Source organism: Alkalibacillus haloalkaliphilus C5 (assembly GCF_000269905.1).
GTDB lineage: Bacteria > Bacillota > Bacilli > Bacillales > Alkalibacillaceae > Alkalibacillus > Alkalibacillus haloalkaliphilus_A.
This window is the reverse complement of the sequence record NZ_AKIF01000159.1, coordinates 1-6,367: the sequence shown is the minus strand read 5'-3', so window position 1 is coordinate 6,367 and position 6,367 is coordinate 1. Positions and strand designations below refer to the sequence as shown.

Annotated in this window: 14 protein-coding genes; all 14 read left to right on the top strand. The window is 36.6% G+C overall.

Annotated features, from left to right (window positions below; translation table 11 throughout):
• Positions 1-199 (top strand): hypothetical protein (locus A194_RS0113760; protein WP_017187394.1); only part of this gene is annotated, 199 nt, incomplete at its 5' end.
• 54 nt (positions 200-253) lie between these two features.
• Positions 254-1,354 carry an ICP22 family protein gene (locus tag A194_RS19510; protein WP_017187393.1) on the top strand — a complete coding sequence of 367 codons (1,101 nt, stop codon included), beginning with the start codon at positions 254-256 and terminating at the stop codon, positions 1,352-1,354.
• Between the two features lie 11 nt (positions 1,355-1,365).
• Positions 1,366-1,524 carry a hypothetical protein gene (locus tag A194_RS20365; protein WP_017187392.1) on the top strand — a complete coding sequence of 53 codons (159 nt, stop codon included), beginning with the start codon at positions 1,366-1,368 and terminating at the stop codon, positions 1,522-1,524.
• 21 nt (positions 1,525-1,545) lie between these two features.
• Entirely contained in the window at positions 1,546-2,097 is a 552-nt protein-coding gene (locus A194_RS0113745) for a hypothetical protein (RefSeq protein ID WP_017187391.1), read from the top strand.
• Positions 2,097-2,372 (top strand): hypothetical protein, encoded by a 276-nt coding sequence (locus A194_RS0113740; RefSeq protein WP_017187390.1) that lies wholly within the window; start codon positions 2,097-2,099, stop codon positions 2,370-2,372. Before A194_RS0113745 ends, A194_RS0113740 begins: the two co-directional genes overlap by 1 nt.
• Positions 2,363-2,503, top strand: coding sequence for a hypothetical protein (locus A194_RS20360; protein ID WP_017187389.1), 141 nt, complete (start codon positions 2,363-2,365; stop codon positions 2,501-2,503). The genes A194_RS0113740 and A194_RS20360 overlap by 10 nt, the downstream gene beginning before the upstream one ends.
• Entirely contained in the window at positions 2,503-2,886 is a 384-nt protein-coding gene (locus A194_RS0113730) for a hypothetical protein (RefSeq protein ID WP_017187388.1), read from the top strand. The genes A194_RS20360 and A194_RS0113730 overlap by 1 nt, the downstream gene beginning before the upstream one ends.
• 4 nt (positions 2,887-2,890) lie before the next feature.
• Positions 2,891-3,244 carry a hypothetical protein gene (locus A194_RS0113725; protein WP_017187387.1) on the top strand — a complete coding sequence of 118 codons (354 nt, stop codon included), beginning with the start codon at positions 2,891-2,893 and terminating at the stop codon, positions 3,242-3,244.
• Positions 3,244-3,621, top strand: coding sequence for a hypothetical protein (locus A194_RS20850; RefSeq protein ID WP_237718777.1), 378 nt, complete (start codon positions 3,244-3,246; stop codon positions 3,619-3,621). Before A194_RS0113725 ends, A194_RS20850 begins: the two co-directional genes overlap by 1 nt.
• Positions 3,615-3,881 carry a hypothetical protein gene (locus A194_RS20845; protein WP_237718776.1) on the top strand — a complete coding sequence of 89 codons (267 nt, stop codon included), beginning with the start codon at positions 3,615-3,617 and terminating at the stop codon, positions 3,879-3,881. The genes A194_RS20850 and A194_RS20845 overlap by 7 nt, the downstream gene beginning before the upstream one ends.
• A complete protein-coding gene (locus tag A194_RS0113715) occupies positions 3,878-4,207 on the top strand; it encodes a hypothetical protein (RefSeq protein ID WP_017187386.1) in 330 nt (109 codons plus the stop codon). Before A194_RS20845 ends, A194_RS0113715 begins: the two co-directional genes overlap by 4 nt.
• Positions 4,207-4,551 carry a hypothetical protein gene (locus A194_RS0113710; protein ID WP_017187385.1) on the top strand — a complete coding sequence of 115 codons (345 nt, stop codon included), beginning with the start codon at positions 4,207-4,209 and terminating at the stop codon, positions 4,549-4,551. The genes A194_RS0113715 and A194_RS0113710 overlap by 1 nt, the downstream gene beginning before the upstream one ends.
• Positions 4,538-4,861, top strand: a complete 324-nt coding sequence (locus A194_RS0113705) for a hypothetical protein (RefSeq protein ID WP_017187384.1) — start codon at positions 4,538-4,540, stop codon at positions 4,859-4,861. Before A194_RS0113710 ends, A194_RS0113705 begins: the two co-directional genes overlap by 14 nt.
• An 11-nt stretch (positions 4,862-4,872) precedes the next feature.
• A partial coding sequence (locus tag A194_RS18580) for a fibronectin type III domain-containing protein (protein ID WP_040402984.1) occupies positions 4,873-6,367 on the top strand: 1,495 nt, incomplete at its 3' end.

The following is a 6,367-nucleotide window of genomic DNA, read 5'->3' as shown; positions in this document are numbered from 1 at the left end:
CATTTATTTAGGTTCAACAGGTGGAGTTGATTTTTCAGGAGTATCTTTACCATTTGATGCAGGTGAATTACTAGATGCTGCAATGGGACTTTTAGGTGTTGTTGGTCCATTCGTATTACTAGGTCTTGCAATTGTATTTACTCCTAAAATTATTTCTCTTATCCGCAGTGCAGCGGCTACACGTGGTCGCAACAACTAATAAAAAGGGGGGCATTGCTCCCTTTTTTTAATCCTAAAACGTGGGGTTTTTTAAATGAAGAAAAAATTACTAATTCTGATAACCATTTTTTTGTTTGTGGTACATACACCAATCACACTACTAGCATTTCAAAATGAAACGTATAACTTTGTTGAATCGTATGAGTATTTTGAAGCTGGTGAGTTATGGCCAACAGATGCCATAAGAGTTGATGTTGTAGAGAGCGTTTACTCCTATGAAGCCGAATTATATTCAAGTGGTGAATTGGTCGAAACAATGAGCCGCGCTGATGTACAACAAAATTATTGGGGGATTAACTGTAATGGTTATTGGTATATAGATTGGTATGACGAAAGTGGAAATTATTTAGGTTCAGATGAAGTTGAAGTTTATGAGATTCAAGATCAAGCAAGTGCTTGTGAGAATAGTCACCAACAAGGTGATGGTGGAATGGATAGTGGTGGCGATATTTGCACATGCTTCTTTGAATCACCACATTGGCAAGATTACGTTGGTCAAATTGATGACATTATTGGAGCTATTCCAGATCCACCTAATTGGAATCAAGTAGCTGATACGTTTTACGACAGGGTTGTACCTAATTTAGTAGATGATTTTGAACAAATGTTAGGGACAGCACCTTCTGCCCCTAGTTTACCAACAGTCGAAGAGCCAGATCCGATTGAACAACCTGAACAACCAACGAGCAACTTAGATGATCGTAACTTGAGTGATAGCGAACCTACTTTCGAAAGCCCTTCAGAAATGGAAGATGCAAGTTTTGATCAAGATGATCTTATGAATGAAGCAGAGGAAATTGAGTTTAGGGAAGATGAAAGTGAAGGTTTTGAGATAAGTGATCCAGTCGATAGTTTGCCAGAGTTACCTGATGAAGATTTGCCAAAACCAGGTGAAACAGATGCAGGGGAATATGGCGAACATCAACCTGAACAAGAAGTGATTGAGTTTCCAGATGCACCTGAACCTAATGAAGATGCAGGTGACCCTTTACCAGATGAACCACCTGCACCAGGTGAAGGTGACGAAGAAGCTCCAACACCAGGAGATGAACCAAGTAATGCACCTGTACCTGGTGGATCTGATGAAGAGTTTGGAGGAAGTGAGTATTACATGGATCAACCGAAAGATGAGTAAGGGGTGAGATGGTGTCGCAAGAAGTATTGCAAATGGTCATTGATTACGTCTTTGGAACAGTTTTTATATATTTAGCACCTATTTTGTTAGTTATAGCGATTGTATTGTTCAGTGATGAAATTATTAAGTTGATTCATAGAACGCTAGGTAGTAGTAACGGAAGATATTAATGGTGATTGAGGGCGGTAAATATGAGCCAATTATTCATACAACAAATAATTATACTGGGGATCTTTGGGGATATATTTGGCGAGTTGTTCTCATTCCTTGCCGAGATCGTAGGTACGATTGCTAGTGCAATATGGGATGCCATTTCATGGATTGGTAGCTTAATTTGGGATGCGATTACTTGGTTAGGTGAGTTATTAAGGGATCTCTTTCAATTTTTGATAGATCTACTCATTTCATTCTTTGAAGTGATTTATGCCTTAATAGATGGCTTTCTTTATTTTCTTTATAATATCGGTCTTTTAGCGGTCAAAGTATTTATGATTTTCTTTGAAGTTGGAAAGTTGATCATTAGCTTTATTCAAGGGATTGCAGCAACACTCCAATCACTATTTTTTACGCCTGGTGGTACTGGTGGACATGGTTATTCAGGCATGATTGGACAAATTTTCACAGCATTAGAAGTATTGCAGCTGCATGTGATTGCTTATGTATTGTTATTTATCATCTGGATCAGTACAGCATTTGCAGTAATTAGAATTTTATCGAACTTAAGAGGGGCAGGTGGTTCTTAATGTTAGATGCCATTCGAGATTTTATAGACACGATCTTTGAACCGCCTTTAACCTTTTTAGATTTGGCCATTGAGAACTTGCAAAGCGTTAGCATCATTACAGCACAAGGCATTGATTTATCAAACTACACTATGGTTTTTAGAGATATGCCAAGTGAATGGCAAATGGTTGTACAGTCTTTACTTATGGCAATGGTCATGATTGGGACATTGCTCTTATTTAGATTAGTTTTAAGAACATATTACGCAGTGAAGGACGGTGTTAAGTGGTGGTAGATGCATTTATTTATATGTATGTGGTCAGTTTAGGAGCTGGTTTAGGAATCGCTACAGTCGTTTGGTTAGGTTATAAGTATTATCAGCGATCAAACAAGAAAAAGGGCAAAGGTAGAAAGGCGGTTGTCTAATGTTTAGAAAGAAGAATGACGAATTTTTCGAGGAAACAGATGATGTTTTAGTGGTCTTTGATGATGAACAGAAAACGAGTGATATAAGTCGTATTAGTAGTGTTAATGAAGAAGCGATTATTGTTACTGGTAAATACAACGTACCTTATCATGATTGCGAAATTACAACAGGGCCAGATGGTCGCATTTTCTTTTATCGTGCTCCAAGTGAATCGGTTAAAGAAACTAAACGGTTAGCAGAGTTGGAACGCAATACAGTTCTTAGTCAAATTGCTAATTATCGTTATCAAGAAGAGAGTGGCGTTGATATTAGCAAGATTGCCTTAATTGGTGTCACAATGATGTCTGTTTTAATGCTAGGACTTTCAAGCTGTCAGGGGTGATTAAATGAACGATCAAAACGCACAGAATGCAGATAAGTTGCAATCAGTCATTAGTGATAACTTGTTTCCAGAAGTACAACATGTAAGTGATGTTAAACAAGTTTTAGAAAACATGGAGAACAAGGCACAGGATTTAAGGCCTGAACAGATTAGAGCTATTATGTATTTGAGAGATTTAGGTGATAACGCATATTTACATGGTGACAAAAATCCGTATGAGAGTTTAATTAATTTCATTATGGAAGGTAAAAAGCTTGTTGCGAACCCTTCATACTACATTGAAACGATTGAAGCATTAATACCAAAACCTCCAAAACCTATTGTTATGGCAGAGAAGGACAAAGGAGGGAAGAAGTAATGGCGTATCACATCTTTATTGAAGGTGGATTGGGAGCAGGAAAAACACTAACTATGTCTATGTTAGCTCACCACTGGAGACACATGGTACGACAGCAAGGTGGCGATATAGCTTTATTTAGTAACTATGGTTTAAAAGATTCTTCTAACATGCTTAATTACCAAGATTGGTATGACGTAGCACAAGCACAAGGCAGTATCTGTTGTTGGGACGAAGCACAAATGGCTTTTGATAGTCGTCAGTCATTAAAAAGCACTTCAATTTACGCAACGCAATTGCTAATGTACGTACGTAAAATGAAGTCGATACAAATGTATTGCAGCCCTTCTATTAATAACGTGGATAGTCGTATTCGTCAGATCGTTGAAGTTTGGTGACTGTAACAAAACGAGGGAAAAAAGGTATAGTTTTAAACTTCTTTGATTATCAAGCTAAACAGTTTGGATCGAATGGTAAGTTTCTACATTCTCAATTTGTGCCGAACTACAAGCTGCAACAGATTTACAAGGCTAACCTTTATGATACACACAATATGGTACAAGGCTTTCCATTACCTAATACTGAACGTAAAGCAAGTGAGTTCTTTGAAGAATTAGAACGTATTCACAATGAAAGTAGAAAGGTGGTGGCGTTATGATCAGTATCTTACCGCCTAAATATCGGGCTAAAGATCCTCGCCAACTCCTTTATCACTTTCCTTCTATGCCAGTCGTAAAATACGCCAAGCTGATGCAAGAGTTTAGCTTTAATCATGCTCTATCGGTTGCGGAAGATGTGGCACATAAAAATGGTTACATACTAGTGCCATACAAGTGTATGCATTGGGAACGTAAAAAGCGTTTTGTTGATAGACGAGTAAAAATAGGTCGTAACTCATTTTTTATGATGAAGCAACTTGAGTTAACAAAGTCAGAAAAGGCCAAGTTAGACGATTATATAGAAGAGTTGGAGGGGGTTGGTTGATGGTTTTACTATCAACCGAAGAAGTAAGAGAGTTATTTCAAGACATGGAACATACGAAAGCTAGAATTTTAATAAGCATGAAGCGTTATTTAACCAAGTATCAAGTAGAAGAAAAGTACAATCTGTTTGAAGTAGCCTACAACGATTTAATTAAAGACTTGAAAAGAGATAAAGTAAGCCCTTCCGTTGATTTAGCTGTTTACCAACAAGATTTATTGCACATGTTTCTAGTGATCTATTTAAACCGTATAAGCGAACAAAGAATGATCTATATGTTCTTAGAGGTTATGGATCGTGTGGAACCTTATTACGTTAGGAGGTTTGTGGTTAATGAGGCGAATTGAATTTGAAAAAGGTGAGTTATCCATTTTGTTAATGCTGCTTAAGTTCATGAAAAGCTACACCAAACAAGCTTTGATTAATCAGTTTGGGAAAGAGCAGGGGAAAGCACAATTTAACCATTATAAAGCGTTGATTAGTGAGTTAAGTCAGGCCGCTGGCAAAGCTGATGAACAGAGTGCGAATGTTGTGGTTGAGTTGAATGGTGAAAACGTGAAGATGTTGCAAATGTTTTTAACAGGGTATTTGCAGCAAATGGGGACAGAAACAGATAATGCACAAGTGTTGATGAATGTTAGAGAAAAAGTGAGTTAGGGGGTGACAAATTGAAAAGAAAAGTCTTTGTTTTAGCAGTAGCATTGATGTTGTTAATACCTTCAACCATTACACTAGCAGATGAAACAGTAACGATTGTTGAAACAGATGGTATTATTGATGGTTTGCCTACTGATTATCGAGATTATGAAAATGTGGAGTATGCTGTTGATGGTAATTTAAGCACATTCGCTGAGCCACAAGGTGTTAGATATGCTTATATGGAGTGGAAGTTTGATGAACCACAAGACATATATAATTATTACATTTCTGCTTCTACTATTAGCAACAATACAAGAGTACGTTTCTATTTTTATTCAGAAAATGAAAATGGAGAACAAGAGTTAGTTTATGAAAACGATATTTACTCAAACAACCATGACATAACGACCATTGAGGAAACTGGAATGGACAGTGTTGAAGATGGAGAAATGAAGGATATTACAGCCATTAGATTGGTTGATAGTAGTTTAGGTGGTCAAAGATTTGGTGTGGCACACTTTGATGTAAACGTTAATCATATCAATGAACAAAAAGTAGATTTATACAACGTTAATGATTTGAATATAACAACAAACACAAACTCAATTAATCTTAGCTATACAATCCCACAACAATATGATCATATTAATTTTTATGTTGATGGTGAACTGGAAGGAACGACAACAGACAGCGAATACACAATAGACAGATTGCAACAAAACACCGAATACGAAATAAGAGTTACTTCTACTTTTGGTGATAATGAAACAGAGGGAACAACTGAAACCGTTAGAACTCAACTAGAAGGTATTGAGAATGTAGAAAACATTGAGTATGAACCTTCTTACGAATACATTGATTTAACTTATGATTTACCAGATCATGAATTGTTTAATTACACTTCTGTCTATGTTGATGGTGAACGTTACATAGATGATTATAAAGATGGACAAGTAACTGTCGAGGGTTTGGAAGATAACACAACCCATGAAATTGCTTTTAAATCGTATTATGAAGATGATTTAGAAACTGAAGAAGAAACAATTAGGATTAAAACGCTCGAAAAAGAAGTTGAACCAGGACAACAAGAAGTAAAAAATTTACAAGCTGACAATTCAGAAGAAGGTCGTATTGATCTTTCATGGGATAATCCAGAATACTACTTTGATAAAGCGATTATTTACCGTAAAACAACAAGCGAAGGTGAACAATCGGCTTTCAATCCTTTTCAAACTTACACTGTACATGCTGATGAAACAGGAAGCGATCACGAACCGATTTTTGAAACAAACGGAACAGAATTTAGCGATCTAACTGTAGAAGAAGGAAACGAATACGAATACAAAGTCACAACAGAATATGATGGAATAGAATCAGAGGGTGTTTACGTACAAACAACAGCGCCTACACCACCAATTATAGACATTAGTGATGTTAGTTTACCATTTGGAGCTGAAGGATTATTGAGTTCAAGTTCTGCAATATTAAAGCTGATTGGTAGCTTTGTACTGTTATCATTAGCAA